This is a genomic window from Streptomyces sp. DH10 (assembly GCF_029813805.1).
Classification (GTDB): domain Bacteria; phylum Actinomycetota; class Actinomycetes; order Streptomycetales; family Streptomycetaceae; genus Streptomyces; species Streptomyces coeruleofuscus.
Genome location: NZ_JARVKU010000005.1, coordinates 59519 through 80527 on the forward strand (window position 1 = coordinate 59519; position 21009 = coordinate 80527).

Annotated in this window: 21 protein-coding genes; 9 read left to right on the plus strand and 12 right to left on the minus strand. The window is 70.7% G+C overall.

The genetic code is table 11. The annotated features are described in order from the left end of the window. Position 1 precedes the first annotated feature (1 nt). The 9 genes from QC385_RS12110 (at position 2) to QC385_RS12150 (ending at position 8030) form a co-directional block, all read left to right on the plus strand. On the plus strand, positions 2-1252 hold the full coding sequence (locus tag QC385_RS12110) for a cytochrome P450 (RefSeq protein WP_279541294.1): 1251 nt from the start codon (positions 2-4) through the stop codon (positions 1250-1252). Further along, positions 1249-2223, plus strand: coding sequence for a 3-oxoacyl-[acyl-carrier-protein] synthase III C-terminal domain-containing protein (locus QC385_RS12115; RefSeq protein ID WP_279541295.1), 975 nt, complete (start codon positions 1249-1251; stop codon positions 2221-2223). Before QC385_RS12110 ends, QC385_RS12115 begins: the two co-directional genes overlap by 4 nt. 45 nt (positions 2224-2268) lie before the next feature. After that, entirely contained in the window at positions 2269-3429 is a 1161-nt protein-coding gene (locus QC385_RS12120; RefSeq protein ID WP_279541296.1) for an acyl-CoA dehydrogenase family protein, read from the plus strand. A gap of 15 nt (positions 3430-3444) precedes the next feature. Then, on the plus strand, positions 3445-4665 hold the full coding sequence (locus QC385_RS12125) for a hypothetical protein (RefSeq protein WP_279541297.1): 1221 nt from the start codon (positions 3445-3447) through the stop codon (positions 4663-4665). After that, complete coding sequence (locus tag QC385_RS12130) at positions 4658-5554, plus strand: 3-hydroxyacyl-CoA dehydrogenase family protein (protein WP_279541298.1); 897 nt, start codon at positions 4658-4660, stop codon at positions 5552-5554. The genes QC385_RS12125 and QC385_RS12130 overlap by 8 nt, the downstream gene beginning before the upstream one ends. Further along, complete coding sequence (locus QC385_RS12135) at positions 5554-5808, plus strand: acyl carrier protein (RefSeq protein WP_279541299.1); 255 nt, start codon at positions 5554-5556, stop codon at positions 5806-5808. The genes QC385_RS12130 and QC385_RS12135 overlap by 1 nt, the downstream gene beginning before the upstream one ends. Positions 5809-5920: 112 nt before the next feature. Further along, positions 5921-6139 (plus strand): MbtH family protein, encoded by a 219-nt coding sequence (locus tag QC385_RS12140; protein ID WP_279541300.1) that lies wholly within the window; start codon positions 5921-5923, stop codon positions 6137-6139. A 13-nt stretch (positions 6140-6152) separates the two neighbouring features. Beyond that, a complete protein-coding gene (locus QC385_RS12145) occupies positions 6153-7091 on the plus strand; it encodes an ATP-binding cassette domain-containing protein (RefSeq protein WP_279541301.1) in 939 nt (312 codons plus the stop codon). Between the two features lie 99 nt (positions 7092-7190). Further along, positions 7191-8030: an ArsR/SmtB family transcription factor gene (locus tag QC385_RS12150; RefSeq protein ID WP_279541302.1), complete on the plus strand. Its 840-nt coding sequence runs from the start codon at positions 7191-7193 to the stop codon at positions 8028-8030. Between the two features lie 85 nt (positions 8031-8115). Here QC385_RS12150 and QC385_RS12155 read toward each other — a convergent pair whose 3' ends face one another. The 12 genes from QC385_RS12155 to QC385_RS12210 all read right to left on the minus strand — a co-directional run bounded on the left by QC385_RS12155 (position 8116) and on the right by QC385_RS12210 (position 21005). Continuing rightward, positions 8116-9039, minus strand: coding sequence for a hypothetical protein (locus QC385_RS12155; RefSeq protein ID WP_279541303.1), 924 nt, complete (start codon positions 9037-9039; stop codon positions 8116-8118). Between the two features lie 118 nt (positions 9040-9157). Next, positions 9158-11254: a tryptophan 7-halogenase gene (locus QC385_RS12160; RefSeq protein WP_443032897.1), complete on the minus strand. Its 2097-nt coding sequence runs from the start codon at positions 11252-11254 to the stop codon at positions 9158-9160. Positions 11255-11446: 192 nt separating this feature from the next. Beyond that, complete coding sequence (locus QC385_RS12165; RefSeq protein ID WP_279541305.1) at positions 11447-13990, minus strand: ABC transporter permease; 2544 nt, start codon at positions 13988-13990, stop codon at positions 11447-11449. After that, on the minus strand, positions 13987-14784 hold the full coding sequence (locus QC385_RS12170) for an ABC transporter ATP-binding protein (RefSeq protein ID WP_279541306.1): 798 nt from the start codon (positions 14782-14784) through the stop codon (positions 13987-13989). Before QC385_RS12170 ends, QC385_RS12165 begins: the two co-directional genes overlap by 4 nt. After that, on the minus strand, positions 14756-15541 hold the full coding sequence (locus QC385_RS12175) for a sensor domain-containing protein (RefSeq protein ID WP_279541307.1): 786 nt from the start codon (positions 15539-15541) through the stop codon (positions 14756-14758). Before QC385_RS12175 ends, QC385_RS12170 begins: the two co-directional genes overlap by 29 nt. Beyond that, positions 15538-15771 carry a hypothetical protein gene (locus tag QC385_RS12180; RefSeq protein WP_279541308.1) on the minus strand — a complete coding sequence of 78 codons (234 nt, stop codon included), beginning with the start codon at positions 15769-15771 and terminating at the stop codon, positions 15538-15540. The genes QC385_RS12175 and QC385_RS12180 overlap by 4 nt, the downstream gene beginning before the upstream one ends. 23 nt (positions 15772-15794) lie before the next feature. Next, positions 15795-16130 carry an ArsR/SmtB family transcription factor gene (locus tag QC385_RS12185; RefSeq protein ID WP_279541309.1) on the minus strand — a complete coding sequence of 112 codons (336 nt, stop codon included), beginning with the start codon at positions 16128-16130 and terminating at the stop codon, positions 15795-15797. A gap of 66 nt (positions 16131-16196) precedes the next feature. Beyond that, positions 16197-16856: a 4'-phosphopantetheinyl transferase family protein gene (locus QC385_RS12190; protein WP_279541310.1), complete on the minus strand. Its 660-nt coding sequence runs from the start codon at positions 16854-16856 to the stop codon at positions 16197-16199. Between the two features lie 23 nt (positions 16857-16879). Further along, positions 16880-18322: a cation:proton antiporter gene (locus tag QC385_RS12195; protein WP_279541311.1), complete on the minus strand. Its 1443-nt coding sequence runs from the start codon at positions 18320-18322 to the stop codon at positions 16880-16882. An 84-nt stretch (positions 18323-18406) separates the two neighbouring features. Continuing rightward, positions 18407-19147, minus strand: coding sequence for a thioesterase II family protein (locus QC385_RS12200; protein WP_279541312.1), 741 nt, complete (start codon positions 19145-19147; stop codon positions 18407-18409). Positions 19148-19263: 116 nt separating this feature from the next. Next, positions 19264-19827 carry a DinB family protein gene (locus tag QC385_RS12205; RefSeq protein ID WP_279541313.1) on the minus strand — a complete coding sequence of 188 codons (564 nt, stop codon included), beginning with the start codon at positions 19825-19827 and terminating at the stop codon, positions 19264-19266. Between the two features lie 161 nt (positions 19828-19988). Then, entirely contained in the window at positions 19989-21005 is a 1017-nt protein-coding gene (locus QC385_RS12210; protein WP_279541314.1) for a polyprenyl synthetase family protein, read from the minus strand. Positions 21006-21009: the final 4 nt, after the last annotated feature.

The following is a 21009-nucleotide window of genomic DNA, read 5'->3' on the forward strand; positions in this document are numbered from 1 at the left end:
CATGACCACCCCAGCACGGCAGACCGTGGACGACCTGGCCACGGTGGACCTCACCGACCCGCAGACCTTCCTCGACGTGGACCTCCCGGACATGTGGCGCAGGTTCCGCAAGGAACAGCCCGTCTTCCGCCACCGGGCCACCGAACGCGGCCCCGGATTCTGGGTGATCTCCACCTACGACGACGTCGTCACCCTCTACCGCGACAACAAGCGGTTCACCTCCGAGCGGGGCAACGTCCTGGCGACCCTGCTCCAGGGGGAGGACTCGGCCTCGCGCAAGATGCTCGCCGTCACCGACGGCCCCCGGCACCGCGAGATCCGCAACCTGATGCTCAAGTCCTTCTCGCCCCGGGTGCTGGAGCCGGTGGTGGCGGGCGTGCACCGGCGCACCCGGGCCCTGGTCGCCGAAGCCCTGGCCCACGGTGAGCTGGACTTCGTCACCGACGTGGCCGACCACATCCCCATCAACACCATCGGCGACCTCATGGACATCCCGCCGGAGGACCGCGAGCAGCTCGTCGCCTGGAACACCATGACGCTCTCCCGGCACAGCGCCGACGACAGCGAGATGGAGGAGTGGCTCGCGCGCAACGAGATCCTGATGTATTTCTCCGACCTGGCCGCCCGTCGCCGTCGTCACCCGGGCGACGACGTGATCAGCGCCCTCGCCACGGCCACCGTCGACGGCGAGCCGCTGACCGAGGACGAGATCGTCTTCAACTGCTACAGCCTGATCCTGGGCGGCGACGAGTCCAGCCGGATGTCCTCCGTCGGCGGCCTGATCGCCCTGGCCGAACACCCCGAGCAGTGGCGGGCCCTGAAGTCCGGCGCGGTGAGCGTCGACAGCGCCACGGAGGAGGTGTTGCGCTGGACCACCCCCGCCATGCACTTCGGCCGCCGTGCCCTGGTGGACGTACCGCTGCGCGACCAGACGATCAAGGCAGGCGACGTGGTCAGCCTGTGGAACAGTTCGGCGAACCTCGACGAGACCGTCTTCACCGACCCGGACGTCTTCGACCTGGCCCGGACCCCCAACAAGCACGTCGCCTTCGGTCACGGCCCGCACTTCTGCCTCGGTGCCTTCCTCGGCCGCGTCCATGTGAACGCCATGCTCGACGCGCTGCGCGTCCAGGTGGCCGGCATCGGCCTGGAGGGCCCGCCCTTGCGGCTCTTCTCCAACTTCGTCAACGGCTACAGGGGCCTGCCGGTCGCCCTGACCGCCGAGCGGGCCGCTGAAGGGAGCGCCGCATGAACAGCGGTACGGACATCGGCATCGGTGCGATCCACTGTGTGCTGCCCGACACCAAGGTGGCCGTCGAGGACCTCCCCGAGTTCGCGATGCTGGACACCGCCGCGGCGGACTTCGCCCGGGGAAGCGGGGTGCGGACCGTCGGCGTCTTCGACGAGACCGAGCAGGCGCCGCTCGCCGCGCGGGCCTGCCGGGAACTGTTCGAGGCGTATCCGGGGGAACCGGACGTCCTGCTGCTCGTGGCGCCGCGGGCACCGGACGTGCTGCTGGGCTCGGACGCCGGCCGGGTGCAGAGCGAGGCGAAGCTGAACTCCGCGTTCCCCTTCACCGTCGAAGGGCTGGGCTGCACCGGATCCAGCACCGCCTGGGCGCTCGCCAGGGATCTGCTGCTCGCCGACCCCGGCCGCGAGCAGGTCGTCATCGCGCACGCCAGCCGGCCCACCGGAGTCGACCGCATCCGCGTCCCCGTCACGGTCGTCGGCGACGGCGCGTACGCCATGACCATGGTCCGTGGCGGCCGGCCGGTCCTGCGGGCCCATCGCGAGCAGGCCGACGGCAGCTTCCACGACCTGTTCCGCGTCGACTACAAGGAAACCCCCTGGTACGAGTGGCGCGAGGTGTGCCAGGACTCGTCGCGCTACCGCTTCCAGCTCGCCACCCTCAGCTCGCGCAGGCTCGGCGCGATGGTGGACCAGGTCCTCGCGGACGCCGGGGCGGACCGGGAGCGGATCAAGGTCACGCTGATGCAGAACGTCACCGCCTCCGCCTACGACTTCTACACCTCGCTGCTCGGCCTGCCCATCCACCCCGTCTGCGGCCGGCACCTCGCCGAGTACGGCCACCTGGGCGCCGCCGACGTGGTGCTGAACCTCAACGCCCTGCTGGAGAGCGGCGAACTGGACCAGGGTGACCTGGTGCTCGTGCTCAACAACAGCCCGGTGGCCGCTTGGGCGGTGACCTTGTGGGAGGTGTGAGCCCCCACCGCTTCGGACCTCGCTCCCCGACCACGGAGAAGACTGATGGATTTTGCACCCACGCCAGAGCAACAGGCGCTGCGTGAGAAGGTCGTCCGGTTCGCCCGTGACGACCTCGGCGCCCAGGCGGCCGAGCACGACCGCAACGCCACCTTCGACGAAAGCGGCTGGAAGGCCTGCGCCGACTTCGGCGTCCTGGGCTGGCCGATCAAGAAGGAGTACGGCGGCGGTGGTCTGGACCCCCTGACCGCGATCATGGCCTACGAGGCGCTCGGCGAAGGCTGCGTCGACAACGGCCTGGTCTTCGCGATCAACAACCACCTCTTCGCCTGCGCCGTCTACATCGCCGACCACGGCACCGAGGAGCAGCGCCGGCGCTGGCTGCCCGCGCTCTGCGACGGCTCGCTGGTCGGCGCGCACGCCCTGTCGGAGCCCGAGACCGGTTCCGACATGCTCTCCCTCACCACCACCGCCGTCCGCGACGGTGACGGGTACGTGCTGAACGGGACGAAGAAGTTCATCAGCAACGGCCCGCGCGCGGACCTGTTCATCGTGTTCGCCCGCACCGGCGGGGACGACGTGGCCCCGCAGCGCGCCCTGTCCGCCTTCGTCGTGCCGGCCGACACCCCGGGACTGACCGCCCGCGACATCCCCAAGGCGGGACTGCGCGGCACGCTGATGGGCGAGATCACCTTCGACGGCTGCGTGCTCGGGGAGGACCAGCGGCTGGGCGCGGAGGGAGCCGGGTACCAGCTGTTCACCTCCACCATGGAGTGGGAGCGCGGCTTCATGTTCGCCAGCCAGGTCGGCGTCATGAGCCGGCTCACGGACCGCTGCGCCGCGTACGCCGCCCGCCGCCGCCAGTTCGGCCGCCCCATCGGATCGTTCCAGTCCGTCTCCCACCGGATCGCCGACATGCGGGTCCGCCTGGAGCTGGCGCGGCTGATGCTCTACAAGGTGGGCTGGCTGCGCTCCCAGGGCCGCCTCGCGATGCAGGAGGCGTCCATGCTGAAGCTCTATGTCAGCGAGGGCCTGAAGACCACCGCGCTCGACGCCATGCAGATCCACGGCGCCCGTGGCTACACCGAGGAGCTCGGCATCGAGCGGGAGGTGCGGGACGTGCTCGCGGGCACGATCTACGGCGGCACCTCGGACATCCAGCGGTCCATCATCGCGGGCCTCATGGGCCTGCCGACAGCGGCGTAAGGACGAGAGGCCGACATGCACTCCTACCGACTCGCCCTCGACGAACCGGTCGCGGGGGCCCACCTGGACGAGCTCAGCCGGCGCGTCCACTACATCTCCGAGGCCATCATCGGCTTCCGGCTCGTCCCCGGCACCGGCGACGGGGTCGACGCCGTCGAGGTGACCACCGAGCATCCGGTCGACGCGGAGACCCTGGGCAAGAAGCTCCGGTACATCGTCGACACCGAGGTGCGCCCCCAACTGCACACCCCGCCCAAGGTGCTGTGGCGCTCCACGGCGGACCGCACCCCGCACGGCGACACCTTCGCCGGGCTGCTGGCGGACGGCGTGGTGCACGAGATCGGGCCCGGGCAGGTGGCGCTCGGCGCCCCGGCACTGGCCGCGCTCGACGCGCTCGACGGACTGCTGCGGGACATCATCCGCGAGGAGTTCGGGGCCCGCGAGTACCGCTACCCGACCCTGCTGCCGGTCACCGCGCTGCACCGCAGCGGATACCTCTCCTCCTTCCCGCAGCACATGATGTTCGCCGCCCGGCTCAACGGCGACGTCGACACCTACCGGGCCTTCGCCGAGGAGGTCGGGGCACGGGAGACCGTCGGGGACCGGGTGCTGCACCGCTGCGCACCGGTGGACCGGTGCCTGCCGCCCACGATGTGCTACCACACCTTCGACCAGTTCGCCGGGGCCACCCTCCCCGACGAGAACACCGTGGTGACCGCCAAGGGCGGCTCCTTCCGGCACGAGTCCCGCTACCACCGGACCCTGGAGCGGCTGTCGGACTTCACCATCCGCGAGACCGTCTTCCTGGGCACGGCCGAGTTCGTCCGCGAGGCCCGCGACCGGTTCCGCCGGCGCGCAGTCGAGCTGGTGGAACAGCTCGGCCTGGCCGGCCGGTGCGAGGTGGCGAGCGACCCGTTCTTCGCCGGAGCGGCGACCGCGGCCCAGGTCTCCTCGCAACGTCTGCTGGAACTCAAACACGAACTCCACCTGGACGTCGCGCCCGGGGACAGCATCTCGATCGGCTCGTTCAACCTGCACGAGAAGCACTTCGGCGACGCCTTCGGCATCAAGGGACCCGACGGCGCCACGGTGCACTCCGCCTGCGTCGGATTCGGCCTGGAGCGGTTCACCTACGCCGTTCTCTGCCAGTACGGATGGGACGTCGCCGACTGGCCGGCCCCGCTTGCCGAGCGGTGCGCCACCACACCACAACCAGGCAAGGGAAGCGATGACTGAGACCAGCCAGATCCGCCGCGTGGCCGTCCTCGGCGCCGGCACCATGGGCATCGGCGGTGCCCACGCCTTCGCCGCCGCGGGCCTGTCGGTGGTGCTCGTGGACACCACCGAGGCCGCCCTGTCCAGGGCCCGGGACGTGATCGGGGAGAACGCCCGGCTGTACGCGATGCTCGACCGCGAGCTGGCCAAGAGCACCCCCGAGGAGGTGCTCTCCCGGATCCGGTTCGACACGGGTCTCGACGGGCTCGCCGACGCCGACTTCGTCGTGGAGAACGTGACGGAGAACTGGGACATCAAGGAGCGGCTGTACCGCGAGATGGACGCGGTGGCTCCGGAGCACTGCGTGTTCGGGGTGAACACCTCGGCCATCCCCATCACCCGCATGGCATCGGTCACCGGCCGCCCGGACCGCGTGGTCGGCACTCACTTGATGAACCCGGTGCCGCTGAAGAAGCTGGTCGAGGTGATCCGGGGCTACCACACCTCGCCGGAGACGATCGAGGTCACGCGCGGGCTGTTCCGCACGGTGGGCCAGGACATCGTGGTGGTCGAGGACTCCTCGGGCTTCGTCACGAACCGCGTCGCGATGCTCAGCGTCAACGAGGCGATCCTCCTGCTGCAGGACAACGTGGCGCAGGCCCGTGACATCGACCGGCTCTTCCGGCAGTGCCTCGGCCACCAGATGGGCCCGCTGGAGACCGCGGACCTGATCGGCCTGGACACCGTCATGTACTCGCTGGAGGTCCTCCTGGACAACTTCAACGATCCCAAGTTCGCGCCGGCGCCGCTGCTGCGGAAGCTGGTCGCCGCGGGCTGCCTCGGCCGCAAGAGCGGTCAGGGTTTCTATTCGTACGAGCCGGTCGTGACCGGGAAAAGGGCAGGGGCCTGATGACAGACGACATCACCAAGACCGTGCGCAGCTTCATCGGCGAGCACGTCCAGGACGGCGAACCCGGTGACGACCACGACATCTTCGCCACGGGCAGCGTGAGCTCGCTGTTCGCCGTGCAGCTCGTGATGTGGGTCGAGCGGACCTTCGGCATCACGGTGCATCCGACCGACCTCGACATCGAGAACTTCCGCACGGTGAACCACGTCGTGCGCTTCGTGGAATCCCGCCGGGCGGCGGCCGCTCCCGCCTGACGCCCGGTTTTCAGGGCGCGGTCAGTGCCGTGTCAGCGGGCCCCGACACGATGTTCGTATCGGGGCCCGCCACGGCCCTCCTCCTCAGACTTCTCAGATTCGGAGAGCCGACGTGACGAACCCCTTCGACGACCAGGACGGCACGTTCCTCGTAGTCGTCAACGACGAGGGCCAGTACAGCCTGTGGCCCGCCTTCGCCGCAGTGCCCGACGGCTGGACGGTGTCGCTGGGCGAGAGCAGCCGGGAGGCCGCCCTGGCCCACGTGAGTGAGCACTGGACCGACATGCGGCCCAGAAGCCTCCGGGAGCCCGCCTCGGGTCTCGGCGCCTGACCGCCGGCACACTGTGGAGACCGCGATCCGGGCCGAGGGCCTGCGCAAGCGATTCAAGGACCACGAGGCCCTCAGCGGCGTCGACCTCAGCGTCGCGGAGGGCACCGTCCTCGGCCTGCTCGGCCCCAACGGGGCGGGCAAGACGACCACCGTACGCATTCTCAGCACCCTGCTGGCGCCGGACAGCGGCCACGCCGAAGTGGCCGGCTTCGACGTCGTCCGCCGGGCGGGGGAGGTCCGCCGCCGGATCGGTCTGGCCGGCCAGTACGCGGCCGTGGACGGCCTGCTCACCGGCCGCGAGAACCTCACCCTCATCGGCGTGCTGCTGCACCTCGGCCGGCGCGGCGCCCGTCAGCGTGCCGAGCGGCTGCTGGACCAGTTCGACCTGGCCGGCGCCGCCGACCGGCCCGTACAGACCTACTCCGGCGGCATGCGGCGCCGGCTCGACCTCGCGGCCTGCCTCGTCGCGTCGCCCTCGGTGCTGTTCCTCGACGAACCGACCACCGGCCTCGACCCGGTGAGCCGCATGGCGCTGTGGAACGCCGTGCGTGATCTGGTGGCGGAGGGCATGACCGTCCTGCTGACGACCCAGTACCTGGACGAGGCGGACTTCCTCGCCGACCGTGTCGCCGTGGTCGACACCGGGCGGATCGTCGCCGAGGGCACCCCGGACGAGCTGAAGCGGTCCGTCGGACCGGACCGGCTGGAGATCCGCGTGGCGGGCCCCGGCGCGGTCGCCGACGCCCTCGCGGCCCTGCGGACCCATACGCTCGACGATCCGGCGGCGGACCGCGACGAGGGCGTCATCTCGCTGCCGCTCGAGGCCGGGATGGGCAGTATCGCCGCCGCTGCGACGGCATTGGAAAAGGCGGGCGTGACCGTCGTGGACTTCGCCGTGCGCCGGCCCACACTTGACGACGCCTTCGCCCGGATCACCGGCCATTTGAGCTGATCCGGCCGCACCTGGACACCAACAAAATCGTTTCCCCCGTCGGCCGACCGATGGGGGCGGAGGCATGACCGAACGTCGTGCACCTACGGGGGTATTTCCTTGCAGAGAATCCATTTCACCACGGCCGATCTCGCGCGCACACGGCTCCAGTTCACCGCGGGACCGGAAATAGAGGCCAGACTCGCCCGAGAACTGTTCACTCGTGGAGTCAGCCCCCTGTACGCGCGATGGCAGCGCCAGGTCTATACGAGGCTGCGCGCGAAATCCGGCGGGCGGACGGCCTCCGCGTCGACGCCGGCCGATTTCTGGCGGGCCGCGGTGGCCCCGTACTGGAGCCGGATGCTGGCCCACTACGAGGCCGAGTGCGACGCCCGCGGCCGGATGGTCATGGCGGGCGGTGTCGAGCAGCTGCTCGCCGGGCTGGGGCGCAGAGCCGTCTGGAACGGTCAGGTGCTGGAACTGTACGACGGCCCCGACAGCGACGTACGTCTCGACGGGAAGGGTCTGGTGCTCAGCCCGTCCGTGTTCCTCGCCCACCGCCCCGCCCGGCTCTTCCGCGCCGACGAGGAGCACGGCCAGGCCGTCCTGGTCTTCTCCGCGCTGCCGAACGCGGAGCAGTCCGCCCTCTTGTGGGACGACACCTCACTCCCGTCGCAGGGGCTGGCCGCCCTCGTCGGCCAGACCAGGGCGGCGGCCCTGCGTGAGCTGCGGGCCTCGCGCACCACCACCCAGCTCGCCGACCGGCTCGGCGTCTCGGCGCCCTGCGCCAGTCAGCACGCCGCGGTGCTGCGCGAGTCCGGGCTGATCACCACCCGGCGGGTGCGCAACACCGTGCTGCACTCGGTGACCCCGCTCGGGATGGCCCTGCTGGACGGCAGGACGGCCGCTTCGGGCCACGTACTCGGCCCCAAGCCCGTACCGTCCTCCGCCGGGGTCTGACCGGGCGGCCGCCGGGCCGCTCGAGGATCGCGACCTGACAAGGACGGTCAGGTCGCGCCGGACTCCCCGCCGACGGCGGTCGGCATCACACCGCCGTGACCAGTTCCCGCCGAGCCCGCGCCGCGCGGCGGCGTCCGCCCACGACCGCCGCCAGGCCGGCGGCCACGGTCACGACGGCGACGCCCGCCAGGGCCAGCGCCGTCGAGGAGTCGGGGTGGACCAGCGACTGACCGCGCGCCGCCTGCCAGGTCGTCACCGCGAGCAGTCCGGCGTAGCCGAGCGCGACGGCGCCGACGAGCCCGGCCCGTGACCGCTCGTCCCGCAGCCAGGCGTGGCGAGTGGCCGAAGCGGTCAGTGCCAGCACCACCACCAGCAGGACGTGGATGCCGTGCAGTCCGATGAAGTGCGGCACCCGCAGGTCACCGCCGGTCGTGCTCCAGTTCGTCAGCGGCATGCCGGTGCCGTCCGGGTCGCCGATGCCGTGGCCGGCGGACATCGGCACCTCGTCGCCGTTGGCGTCGGTGACCGTGTGCCCCTCCCCGACGTCGCTCATCGGGAGCAGCGCCAGCGGAATCACCATGCCCACCGTGGACAGCGCGAGTCCGGCCCGCAGCGCCCACGACAATGCCCGGTCACCGGTGCGCTGCACCAGGACCAGCACCCCGATGACGAGGTTCGAGATCAGCAAGGGTGGCACCCCGTACTCGAACACCGTCTGGACGAGCTGGTTGAGCTTGTCCTCCCGGGCGTTGAAGTGGCTGAAGGTCCCGCGAGCCGCGGCCAGCGCGATGACCGCCACGTCGAAGGCTCCGGAGACGGCGAACGCGGTGCCGAACCACCAGCCGAACCGCTTGGCCTTCTGCAGTTTCGTGAGCAACCACGCCAGCGTCCCCGAATAGACGGCGAAGGCGAAGCTGAACTTCAGCGGTTTGAGCCAGGTCGATTCGTTCAGGAGCACCCGGTCGTCCACGAGCAGGCCGACGGTCGAGACGAGGACGAGCGTGGTCATGAAGGCGACATTGGCCATGAGCGGGCGGTGCCAGCTCAACACGCTTCTGAGATTGCCGAGTTGAAATGATGATGAGGGGCTCATTGGATTCAGCCTCATGGGACGCAGGGGCAACGGGCTAAGGACGATCCGGTCCCACCGGCCATGTCCGGTACTCCCGCTTGCCGTAGACCAGCGGCTGCCGGCCTGGGAACGGGGTGGTGACCCGCAGGACGCCGCCGAAGACCACGAGGTGGTCCCCGCTGCGGTGTTCGTCACGGACTCGGCAGTCCGCGATGGCATGCGCGTCGTGGAGGAGATGGGGACCGGCCGCGTACGGGTCGCTCGTGTCGTGCTCCCAGCGCACGCGGTCGAAACGGTCGGGCGCACCCGACGCGAACAGTTCGGCGGTCGGCCGGCCGGCACCGTGCAGCAGGTTCACCGCGAACCGGCCGGTGTCCAGGACCGAGCGCAGGGTGGGACTGCCGATCCGCAGACACACCAGCAGGATGGGCGGGTCCAACGTGACGCTGCACACCGAGGAGATGGTCATCCCGCGGGGCGTGCCGTCGTGGTCGGCGGTGGTGAGGACGGCGACCCCGGTCGGGAAGCCGCTCATCATGGCGCGCTGGCCCTCGGCCACGGGCCCTGGGTGCGCGGCGGCCGGCCGCGCGGGTTCGTTGAGTCGGATCAGTTCGGTCACGGGGTGCAGCTCCCTGGGGCGACGGACGCGGCGCATGTGCGTGAAGTACTCGTACTGCGTCGGGAGCCGGCCGATGAGGGCCTCGGCCTGGTCGTGCACCGACTGGAACTCCTTCAGCGCCGCGCTGTTGTCGGCGAGCGCGAGCGCCGGGGACGGCTTGAGCTCGATGCCGCCCATCCCGAGCAGGATGCACATGTACGAGTACGGCGGCAGCCCGTGGTAGTACGGGAAGACCGACTCGCTGTCCGGCAGCTGGTACTTCCAGTGCTCGATCCGCTCGGCCAGACCGTCGGGCAGCTCCCGGGTCTTGGTGTCCTTCCAGTACTGCGTGTCGTTGCGCCCGGCGGCGGCGTAGTGCAGGGCCAGGAACTCGCGGACGCCGTCCATCACGTGCGCGACGGCGCTGTTGTAGCTGTCGCGGTGCACCGGGTTCCAGTCGGCCCCGGGGAAGTTCTTGACCAGCTGCTCGGCCGCGTGATGGATGAAGAAGATGCCGGTCGACTCCAGCGGTTCGACGAAGCCGCTGGTCAGGCCGATCCCCACACAGTTGTTGACCCAGGAGCGGTTGCTGCGGCCGATGCGCATCTTGATGTGGTTGGCCTCGGCGTCGGCCCCGCTCGGGCCCACGAATTCCCGCAGGGTGCGCTCGGCCTCGTCGGCGGACAGGTAGTCACTGGCGTAGACGTACCCGGTGCCGATGCGGCCGTAGAGCGGGATCGTCCAGATCCAGCCCGCGTCCTGCGCGGTGGAGGTGGTGCAGGGCCGGATGCCCCGCGCCTCCATGTCCTGCGGCACCTGAAGGGCGACCGCGCTGTCGTTGGGCAGGGTGTTCTGGAAGGAGATGAAGGGCTCCTCCAGGGCCTTGTTCAGCAGCATCCCGCGGAAGCCGGTGCAGTCGATGAACAGGTCACCCGTCAGCTCGCCGTGCTCGGCGGTCACCACGCTGCTGATCCAGCCGCGCTCGTCGAGCTTGACGTCCTTGACGTCGTCGACGATGTGCTTCGCGCCGCGTTCCACCGTGTACGCCGTGAGGAACTTCGCCAGCAGCGCGGCCTCGAAGTGGTAGGCGTACGGGAACTGGGTCTTGCCCTGGTGTTCCGACATCGTCAGGCCCTGGGGCTCTTCGGTGCCTTCGTCGTACGGCTGCGACAGCATGGCGCCGCCGAGGTGACGGGGGCTGCGCTCGGCGTCGCAGATGTTGGCCATCACGAAGCAGTCCGAGTCGAAGCGGTCGGTGCGGCCGTTCTTGAGCCACCAGTCCGTCAGCGGGAAGCCGTCGACCGACCGCATCTGCTCGAACGGGTGGTAGAAGTGGTGGCCCGGCTTGCGCCAGTTCTCGAAGCGGACCGCGAGCTTGTACGTGGCGTTGCACGCCGGCATCCAGTCCGATTCCTTGAGTCCAAGAAACTCGAAGAAGTGCCGGATGTCACTGAACGTTGCTTCACCGACGCCTATGGTGCCGACTTTTCCGGATTCGACGAGGGTGATGTCGATACGGTCTCCGAAAGCCGCCTTGAGGTACGACGCGGTCATCCAGCCGGCTGTACCGCCCCCCACGATCACAACTCTATTCAGCATCGAAAAGCTCCAATTCCACGATGATGGTTTCCGATGGGCTTCAACGCCATAAGAGTGAGAATAGGTTTTACAAGGCTTCGCCCACCACGTTCTTAAGTGGTGGGCGAAACATGCAGGTGACCGCGGGTAATGCGGACGACGCTCAGGTCATTCCCGGCTTCCGATGGCCGCCGAGGGCCGGGTGCGCAGCGCCACGCGGGTGGTCAGCAGCGTCGTACCGACCGTCAGGAGGAGCGCGGACACGAGGACGGCCAGCAGGATCGACGGGGACCCGGCGGGCAGCGCCCGGGCGAGCACGGCCTTGCTCAGCGGAACCAGGGTCAGGACCGCGACCAGCATGCCCAGCGCGAGACCGGCCAGCGCGGTCAGCAGTGCCTCCACTGTCATCATCCGCATCACCTGCCCCCGCGTCGCGCCGACGAGACGCTGGAGGGTGAACTCGCGGCGCCGCTCGCCGGTCGCCATCACCAGGGAGTTCACCAGGGCGATGACCGAGTATCCGACGACCATGGCGACCAGGAGGTACGCCACCCAGGTCTGGGTGTCGTTCTGCTCGGCCGAGGCGCTGACCAGGTCCGCCCGGTCGACCGCGCGCAGCCCGGGCAACGGCGCGCCGGAGCCGGTGAGTTCGGCGGCGAGCTGCGCGGGGTCGGTGCCGGGGGCCGCCGCGACCAGGATCTGCGGCACCACGCCGTCGGTGGTGTGCGCGGCCACCACGGCAGCGGGCATCAGGGCCGCGCCGTACCCGCGCTGGTCCCCGACCGTCGCCACCAGGCGGGGCTCGACCACGCTGCCGTCACCCATGCGCATGGGGATCCGGTCACCGATCCGGTGTCCCCCGGACGAGGACTCGGGCAGGGCCACGGTGTCGCCCTTCAGGTCGGCGAGGTCGCCGCTCACCGTACGGATCGCCGTGGTGCGCTCGATGCCTGCCGCGGACACGCCGGTGATCTGCACGCGCTCGCCCTTCGGCCTGCGGCCCTTGCCGTCGTACGCGTCCATCTCTTCCTTGGACGGCTCCAGGAAGCCGGAGCTGGGCACATAGGCCGAGGCGGCCGCCACGCCGGGCTCCTTGCCGATGCCGTCGGCCAGGGACGAGGGCATCCCGCCGGACACCGAGGTGAGTACGAGGTCGGCTCGGAGGTTGTCCTCGAACGCCTGCTGGGCGCCCTGGTTCTGGGTGGTCTGCAGGTAGATGAGGGCGGTTGCCAGACCGGTGGCGAGCATGACCGGCATGACCGCTCCGGCCAGCCGGGCCGGGCGGGCCTTGGCGTTGAGCATGGCCAGCTGTCCGGAGAAGCCGGTGACCGCGCGCAGCGGCCAGCGCAGCAGGGCCGTCATCAGCCTGCTCAGGGTGGGGCCCAGCAGGCCGAAGCCGGCGGTCCACAGCATCGCGGCCGGCGTGGCGGTGCTGCCCGCCACCGTGCCGTCGACGTTCACTGTGACGATCGCGAGGGTGGCGCCGCCCGCCAGGCAGAGGACGGCGAAGAGGAGCCGGATCCAGTTGAGCCGGCGACGTTGCAGGGACGCCTCGGCCAGCGCCTCGGTCGGACGGGTCCGGGAGGCGGCACGGGCCGCGATCCAGGCGGCCCCGAGCGAGGTCACCAGTCCCGCCCCGACGCCCACGAGCATCGGGACCCAGCCGGCGCGGTGGATCAGCATGTCGGGCACCACGCCCGCGTCCACGAACCGGCCGAGCAGCCAGTGCCCCACCCGCGGCCCGGGCACGCAGGCCAGTGCGGTGGCGAACAAGGCGATGGTGAACGTCTCGGCGAGCACCATCCGCCGGACCTGGCCGGGCGTCGAGCCGATCGCGCGCAGCAGTGCCATCTGCCGCTGCCGCTGCTGCAACGACAGACCGAGTGTGCTGGCCACCACGAACACCGTGACCATCACGGACATGCCGCCGAACACGGCCGACATGGACACCAGGTTCTTGCTGTCGGTCACGACGTCGGGGAATTCGGCACGGCCCCGTTCGTCGCCGGACAGCACCGCGACCGGGGCGCCCGCGAACGCCTCGGCGAGCGCGGCCCGGACCTGGCCGGCGTCGGCGCCGGGGCGGGTGAGGATGCCGATGGAGTCGACCTTGTCCCGCTGAGGGGCGTGACGCGCCGCGTCGCTGTCCGAGAGGAACAGCGTCTCGGCCGCGCCGGGTCCGTTCACCAGCCCGGTCACCCGGTACGTGGCCATGGTGCCGTGCAGGCCGAGCGTGACCCGGTCGCCCGCCTTCGCGCCCGCCCGGGCGGCGAGCCGCGAGTCGAGCGCGATCTGGCCGGCGGCCTCCGGTGCGCTGCCCTGGACCAGGCGGTAGGACCCGAGCCGGGCGGAGTCCCAGCCGTGACCGGTGGCGGTGACGCCGCCCTTGCCGCCGGCCGGGACGACCGCGGCGGGGATGGAGACGTCCGGCACGGCCGCCTGGACCCCGGGGACGGCCGCGGCCTTGGACACGGCGGAGGCGTCGAGCCGGACCCGTTCCCGGAAGACCTTGTTGGACTCGGGGTAGCTCTGCTCCCCGGTGATGACGAGGGGTGCGGCGCTGAGCCGTTGCGGCTCGGCCAGTCCGCGCACTCCGGTCTCCATCAGCCCGCCGCAGGCGATCACGATGGTGGCGCCGAAGAAGAGCGCGATGAACGAGGCGATGAAGCCGCCCTTGTGGAACTTCAGGGAGCGCAGTGCGAGGCCGATCACCGGGCCGCTCCGTACTGTCCGTCGCGTGCCGGGTGCTCCTCGGCCCAGGCGCCGAGATGCGTCATGCGCTCGGCGACCATGTCGGCGGTCGGGCGTTCCAGCGCGTCGACGATCCTGCCGTCGGCGAGGAAGAGGGTGCGGTCCGCGTGCGCGGCGGCCATCGGGTCGTGGGTGACCATCACGATGGTCTGCCCGGACCACTGGACGGCCTCGCGCAGCAGTCCGAGGACCTCGCGTGCGGTCCGGGTGTCCAGGGCTCCGGTCGGCTCGTCACCGAAGACCACGGCGGGCCGGGTGACGAGAGCGCGGGCGATCGCCACTCGTTGCTGCTGGCCGCCGGAGAGTTCGCCGGGGCGGTGCTTCTGACGCGAAGCGAGGCCGACGCGTTCGATGACCTCGTCGACCTCGGCGGTCCTGGGGCGTTGTCCCGCGAGGCGTAAGGGCAGGGTGACGTTCTCCCGCACGTTCAGCGCGGGCATCAGGTTGAACGCCTGGAAGACGAAACCGACGCGCTCGCGCCGGAGTTTGGTCAGGTCGCGTTCCTTGAGCCCGGACAGGTCCACCCCGTCCAGCCGGACGGAACCGGAGGTCGGCCGGTCCAGTCCCGCGGCGCAGTGCAGGAAGGTGCTCTTGCCCGATCCGGACGGGCCCATCACCGCGGTGAAGGTGCCCCTCTGGAGGCTGATGCTCACACCATCAAGGGCGGCCACCTTGTTCTTTCCGCCGCCGTAGACCTTGTGGACGGAGTCTAAGTGGACGACGGCGTCAGCCGGCCCGGCCGATGTTCGGTTCATGGGTTTCCCCGTTCTCTGTCGGTTCTGTGGATGTTCCGGTGCGACGGCCGCCCGGCACGGTGGAGAGCGGTCCGGGGCCGTCGAGCACGCCCTTGGCCTGCGCGAGCGGGTCGCGGGGCGGGCGGAGTACTGCTTGGGCGACGGTCAGGTGCAGCCGGGCGGTGGCCAGCAGGAGCCGGGCGGCGAAGGGGAGCAGGGCGATCGCGACGAGCGCGAGGGCCAGCGCCCCGGGCAGGGTGTGGACCCAGCTGAACGTGCCGTGCGGGCCTGCCGGGCCGCCGGAGACCTCCACGGCCCGGTACCACAGGGGCAGCGTGACGCAGCCGAGGGACACCAGCCAGACGACCAGCGCGAAGAGGTCGAGGACCAGCAGCGGCGGGAAGAGGAGTATGAGGTAGGCGCAGTCGCGGGCGAACGCCGGGTCGGTGCAGCGGGTCTTGAGGTGGGCGGGCAGACCGGTCTCGGTGACCTCGCTGTACCGGTACGGAATCGGCCGGTCGACGAGTACGGCGCGGCCCCGCTCGACCTGCGCGCAGCTCCGGATCACCCACACCGAGCCGATGATCAGCGGCACGGTCACCGTGAACTGGCTGAGCACGACGCCACCCACGAAGGCGGCCGTCGCCACGGCGAACAGGGCGCCCCCGACCAGGGGATAGGTTGCGAGGTATCCGGCGGCGAGCCAGGGGGCGGTGGATAACGGAAGTCTGACCAGGGAGGCCGGAGGGCGCAGGCGCCCGGGTGCCGGCCTGCTCACTCGATCCTCCGCAGCATGTCGTCGATCGAGCTCACCCGGGCCTTCAGCTCGGCCAGTTCGGCCTGAAGGGCCTCCTGCCGGGCGACCGCCTCTTCGGCGAGCTTGCGGTACGAGGCCATGGCCACGGCGTCGGCGCGGTGGCGCTGGAGTCTGAAGTGCGAGACCACCGCCGCCGTGATACCCCCGACGACGATCGAGACGATGGCGATGGCGACGATGGCGCCGGTCATGTCCGGGTCCCCCTCATAACGTTCTAACCTTCCTCATCCACAGGCCCATCCGCCGTACCCGCCTGCCGCTCGTCCGCGCTCAGGGCGTCCAGGATCGTCTGCACGCTGAGGTGCAGATCGAACGGCACCAGCTCGAAGTACTTCAAAGCCTTGCCGTCGTCGGAGAGTTCCAGGTGGCCGACGACCAGCCCGGCCTTCTCCAGTCGCTCCAGATGCATGTACAGCAGGGGGCGGGACATGCCCAGCTGCCGGGCCAGTTCACTGACGTACATACGGCCGTCGGCAAGGCCTGCGATGGCCCGGAGCCTCTGGGCATGGCCAACGGCGGAGAGGAAGGCCAGAAGCTCTTCGCTGGTCACCGCCCTCACCTCCCAGCGCATCGGACTGTATGTGTAAGTCAAATCTTACACATGCCAGAAGCTCAGTCAAACAAGGGCGGGGGATGCGACGCTCGCCAGCAGGAAACCGTCCCGAACCAGCCACCTCCCGTCGAACTCCCGTGGGGCCGGGACCTGTTGCGCGGGCGCCGGAGCCAGGACGCGGGCGTGGAAGGTGCCGTCGGGCGCCGGTGAGATCACAGCCCCGTCGAAGCCCAGCCAGGTGTGCGTCGCGGGGAACCATGCCTTGTAGACGGCCTCCTTGGCACAGAACAGCAGCCGGTCCCAGTGCACTTCGGGGGTGTGGCGGGAGAGGCCGGCGACATGCGACGACTCCTTCGGCAGCGCGATGAACTCCAGCACGCCCTCCGGCAGGGGCGCATGGGGCTCCGCGTCGATGCCGAGGGCGCGCACGTCGGACCGGTGCGCGGCGGCAGCGGCCCGGTATCCCGCGCAGTGGGTCATGCTGCCGACGACGTCGTCGGGCCACCGCGGGGCGCCGCGTACGCCCGGCAGCAGCGGCGCCGGTGCCAGGCCCAGCCCGCCCAGCGCCCGCCGTGCGCAGTGGCGCACCGTCGTGTACTCCCGTCGGCGCGCCTCGCCGGCCTCTCCCAGCGCCGCCCTCTCCTCGGGGAACAGCCACGCGTCCGGCTCGTCCCCGAAGGACTCGGCGCCCAGGACGGCCGTGGGAAGTATCTCGTCGATCATGTGAGCCGCCTGTCGCGGAAGCACTAGCGGGACAGCGAGGGGTGCTCGGGCACGTCCTTCGCCGGCAGGGCCCTCTCCTCGGGCACGCGCGGCGCGGGTGCGGGTTCGACGCCCTCCGGCCCGATCAGCCGGAGCAGCGGCCGTGTCAGCATCGTCGTGACCAGAGCGACGATGGTGAGGATGCTGAGCAGCCGCTGGTCGATGACGCCCGCCTGGTAGCCGATCTGGAGGATGACGAGTTCGGTCAGGCCGCGGGCGTTGAGCAGGATGCCCAGGGTGAGGGCCGGCCGTGGCCGCATACCGGTGATGACGGCGCTCAGCGCGGGCCCGCACACCTTGGTCACGACGGCCAGGAAGAGCAGAGTCACGAGGGTCAGCACCGAGGACCGGTCGAAGCGCAACGACCCGAGGTCGATGGTGAGCCCGAACCCGAAGAAGAAGAACGGCAGCAGCACGGTCTTGGACGTGCCCGACAGCCGGTCCGCCACCCGGGCCATGCGGGCGTTGCCCGTCGGCCAGGCCAGCCCGGCCAGCAGGGCCCCGATGAGCTGGTGCACGCCCATGGCCGTGGTGAGGGTGGCCGTCGCCGCGACACCGCCCGCCAGCAGGACCGTGACCGTGGCATCGCCCCCGGCGCCCGCACCGGACGCCGCCCGGGACCGGGCCCAGCCGGCCAGTCCTCGGCGCAGCGGACCGAGGAAGACGACCGTGAGCAGGGCGGCGAACAGGCCGTTCCACAGCACACCCGTGGGGCTGCTTCCGTGGACGACGGCCAGGATCGCGGTGAGCACCAGCCACACCACGCCGTCCCCGAGCGCGGAGGCGAACAGACTCAACTGCCCCTGGCGCGTGTGGGTGAGCCGCAGGTCGGTAAGGATACGGGCCAGTACGGGCAGCGCGGTGACGCTCAGCGCGCACCCCACGAACAGGACGAAGACCGTCGGGTCGCCTGCCGGCCCCGCGAAGTCGTGGACCAGGGGAACGGCCGCCGCCGTGCCGGCCGCGAACGGGATCAGCAGTGAGGCCTGGCTCACCATCAGCACCTGCGGTCCGACGCCGCGCAGCGGCATTCCGGTCAGTTCGCGTCCCACCCCGAACATGAAGAACACCAGCCCGATCTGAGCCAGCCCGTCCAGCATCGGCAGGGAGTCGGCCGGGAACAGCCAGTCCTTCGCCTCGGGTGCGAACCGCCCCAGCACGGTCGGCCCCATCGCCAGCCCCGCGCAGATCTCGCCGACCACCCGCGGCTGTCCCAGCCGGTCGGCCAGCCATCCGCCCACGAAGGCGGCGAGCAGGATGGCCGCCACCGCGAGGAAGAAATGACCGCCCTTGTCGAGACGCGCCACCTCGTGCACCGCCTCCCCGCCCGGCGACTTCGCCGTGACGACCGCCACCGCGGCCCACACGATCACCGCCAGCGGCAGCACGACCATGACGGTCGCGGCAGCTCTCTTCCCGTTCCTCAACCGCACCTGCGTCCCCCATTGATCGAACGTCGTCGAAACGAGGCCGGCCGGAACACGGCACCCGTCATCGGCCTGCCGACCGCGCTACCGGCTTCTCGTCTCGCCCCGGTCGGCGCACGCCTCGCGTATCAGCCCGTACTGCGGTGAGTCCGCCAGGTAGAAGTGCCCACCAGGCACCATCCGCTGCCGGAACGGCCCCTGGGTCACGTTCGCCCACTCCGCCACCTGCTCAGTCGTCACCCGGGGGTCGCTGGTCCCCGCCACCGCTGTGACGGGACAGTCGAGGAGCGCACCCGCGCGGTGTTCGTAGCCGCCCAGCATCCGGAAGTCGGCCTGGACGTACGGCAGGATCAGCTCGCGGAACATCGGGTGGTCCAGCAACTCGGTGTCGGTGCCGTCCAGTTCCATGAGAGTCGCGATGACGCTCTCCTCGGTCATCCCGGCCGCCCGGGCGTCCCGCCGCACCAGATGGCCCGCGCGGGCACCCGACACGAACAGATGCGACAGCCGGGCACCTGTGGCCTCCAGCGCCCTGGCCGTCTCGTAGGCCACCACCGCGCCCATGCTGTGTCCGAAGAGCGCGGTGGGCCGGTCCGTCAGCGGCCTCACGGCCTCGGCGATCTCCTGCGCCATCGCCACCAGGTCGGTGGCCGTCGGTTCCCCGAACCGGTCCGCCCGGCCCGGGTAACAGACCGCGTGCACCTCGAACTCGGGCAGTCCTTTGCGCCAGTCCCGGAAGAAGTACGACGACCCGCCGGCATGCGGGAAGCAGATCAGCCGCATCGCGGCGAACGGCCGCGGTTCGCTGCATTCCGTCCAGGACATCAAGAGCCTCCTGCTCGTCGTTCGCCGACCACGTTCGGCTCCTCCTCGGACCCGGCTCATTGCATCAGGAATCCACTGACAACCGGCTGACAGCGGCGACAGGCCCGCCCGCACGGTCAATAGCCGACGGCGCCGTCGATGCGCTCGCGGAGCAGGTCGGTGTGCCCGTTGTGGCGGGCGTACTCGGCGATCATGTGAACCAGGACCCCGCGCAGCGAGACCGGTTCCCCGGTCAACTTGTTGATGGCCGTCTCTTCCAGTGACGGCGTGCGGGCAACGATCTCGCGGGCGCGTGCGCACTCCGCCCGCCACACCGTGAACGCCTCTTCGACATCGCCGTCGAGGACGCCGAAGTCCTGTCCCGCGGCGTCGGGGGAGTGGTACAGGAACGGCACGTGCTCGTCGGCTGACGTCATGCGGAACCACCAGCGTTCCGCCTCCGCCAGGTGCCGGACGAGGCCGTGCAGGCTCAGCCCCGACGGCGGCACGCTCCTGTCGGACAGCCGCTCCGGAGCGAGCCCGGAGCACTTCAGCTCGAACGTGGTCCGGTGCCACTCCAGGAAGCCGGTCAGGATCTCGCGCTCGTCGCCGACGAGGGGCGGTGCCGCCCGCTCGCCGGCCGCCCACTGCGGGGGAAGGCCCTCCGCCAGGTTGTCGGCACCCTCTGATACGTCTGTCATGGCGCCACTGTGGCCGGGCCCGCTGACAGCGTGATGACAGCCGGTACGCCGTCGCTTCCCGGGTACCGGAGAAACGCGGCGGTACCGGAGAAACGCGGCGGTACCGGAGAAACGCGGCGGTACCGGCAAAGCCCGGCGGTACCGGAGAAGCGAAGGCGCGGTCAGTACCGGCGGGCGGTCAGCGCGTCGGTGAGTTCGGCCAGGCCACGCCGGCCGGCGGCGTCGAGGTCGAGCGGGTCGAGGAGCTCCCATGCGGTGGAAACCCTGCGGTCGGCCTCGGCCAGCGCCCAGCGCCGGCCTCCGGCGTCTTCGACGAGTTCGGCCAGCACGGCGACCTTGTCGTCGGACAGGTCGTCGGACGACGCGTACAAGCGGGCCAGCCGCTTCGAGGCGGTCGTGCCGGCCAGCAACGCCGCCACCACCGGGGCGCTCTTCTTACGGGCCCTCAGGTCGGATCCGACAGGCTTGCCGGTCACCGCCGGGTCCCCCCAGATTCCCAGGACGTCGTCCACCAGCTGGAAGGCGACGCCGAGGTGGCCGCCGAAGAGCTCGAACCGGTCCGCCCAGTCCGGCGGCACCGCTGCCTGGCTGACCCCCAGCCGGCAGGCGCAGCCGAGCAACGCCCCGGTCTTGCCGTCGAGCATGGCGAGGCAGTCCTCGATACCGATGTTCTGTTCGCTCTCGAAGCGGAGGTCGCTCTGCTGACCGATAGCCAGCCGGCGCAGTGTGCGGGCGAGCTCCGCCACCGACGACGGGGCAGCCGGGTGCTGTCGGCTCGCGAGCACCTCGAAGCCCAGGGCGATGAGGGCGTCACCGGCGAGCAGCGCCTGAGCCACGCCGAACTGGACCCATGCCGTCGGGCGGTGCCGGCGCGAGCGGTCGCCATCCATGATGTCGTCGTGTATGAGCGACGCGTTGTGCAGCAACTCGATCGCCGCGCCGACGGGCAGGGCGTCGGCGACGTCGCCCCCGGCCGCCGCGGAGCACATGAGGGAGAACGCCGGACGGATCAGCTTCCCGGCATCGCCCCGGACCGGCTTGCCCTGCGCATCGCACAGGCCGAGCTGGTAGCCGCAGATCCGGCTGAGCTCGCCGCCGAGCCGGCCGACCCAGTCACGCAGTACCGGGGGGAGAAGCTGCCGTGCCTGGGCGACGCCGGCGAATGCCGTCGGCGTCATGCTC